Origin of the sequence: Williamwhitmania taraxaci (assembly GCF_900096565.1) — a bacterium.
GTDB classification, from domain to species: domain Bacteria; phylum Bacteroidota; class Bacteroidia; order Bacteroidales; family Williamwhitmaniaceae; genus Williamwhitmania; species Williamwhitmania taraxaci.
This window is the reverse complement of the sequence record NZ_FMYP01000170.1, coordinates 1-1,341: the sequence shown is the minus strand read 5'-3', so window position 1 is coordinate 1,341 and position 1,341 is coordinate 1. Positions and strand designations below refer to the sequence as shown.

Genomic DNA, 1,341 nt, shown 5'->3' with positions numbered 1-1,341 from the left:
TAAATGCACCTAAAAAAGTGGCACAACTTCGACCGAAACGCCTGGCACAACTTGAACCGAAATGGGTGGCACAACTTCGACCGTTTTATCTACTAGGCAGGAGACTAAACGCTTTACCCAAAAACTAAGATTATTGACCCCCATTCCGTCCCCTACCAAAAAACAAGCCCCGCAACATAGCGTTTACGGGGCTTTTGTTTATACTGACATAATAGATAAAAAAACTTTTAAACAATATATATCACTGATATTTAACTCCTTATGAATTTTCTTCACTCTTTTGAACAGACTATTAGTGGAAAAAACCTTCAAGTGAGCAGAAACATGTAAAATTGAAAATAATAATGGGATAGGGAATCTAGTTTTTGGATAAGTTATTGCAAATTAGATGAACCGCACCAACGTATAATTTGGATATTATACAATTCTTTATTTCTCTATTGAATAATGATTGCGCCACTTTACAAAGCATTTATATATACCGACTAATCACACTAAGATATTGATAATTAATTTGGGTTTTCAGGGAAAGGTGTTCCAGAAAACAAGTGAATTATGTAATTTTTAGCCGTAATTATATAACATTTTCGGTCCATCCTAAATATACCTTTGTAAGGTAAATTCAGAAACAAATACTAAAATTAATAACGTTCATACTCTTCAATGAAAAAGTAAATCAAAAAAATGAAAAACAGGAAATAACTTTTGCATCTGGCAAGCCTCGCTTTGCTATTCATAGATACAAGGAACTGGCAGAATTCACAAATGGGATAAATCACACACATTAGATGGTAGCTACTATTCTTAATGAAGAGTCGGAACATGAACCATATATTGAAGAACGGTTTTCTGAATTAACCAAAATGAAAGTTGACTTACAAAAATTTCATTAAAATATGAATCTAATGAAAATCGAATTACCAGCGTTACCTTACGAATTGAACGCCCTTGAGCCAAGCATTTCAGCAAAAACGCTTGAGTTTCATCATGGCAAACACCATCAGGCGTATGTAACAAATTTGAACAGTCTGATTCCGGGAACTAAATTTGAAAATGCAAGCCTTGAAACTATGATTAAGGAAGCAGACGGTCCTATTTTTAATAACGCAGCTCAAGTATGGAACCATACTTTCTACTTTGCTAGTTTAAAACAAGCCAATACCAGCGAACCTGCGAAACAGGTTGCAGAAGCAATAAAGAGTAGTTTTGGTTCGCAAAAAGAATTTAAAGATACCTTTATTAAAGCCAATAGTTCGGTAATAACTAGTGTAAATATTTGACAATCAGAAAAATAGGCGTGAATAAATTTGAATAAGACCTTAGAAATCAGTATCTTAAAAG

General features: G+C 33.6%; 1 protein-coding gene. It reads left to right on the top strand.

Going from position 1 to position 1,341, the window contains the following annotated elements:
• Positions 1–905 precede the first annotated feature (905 nt).
• Entirely contained in the window at positions 906–1,280 is a 375-nt protein-coding gene (locus BLS65_RS17755; RefSeq protein ID WP_092441120.1) for a superoxide dismutase, read from the top strand.
• The last annotated feature ends 61 nt before the right edge of the window (positions 1,281–1,341 follow it).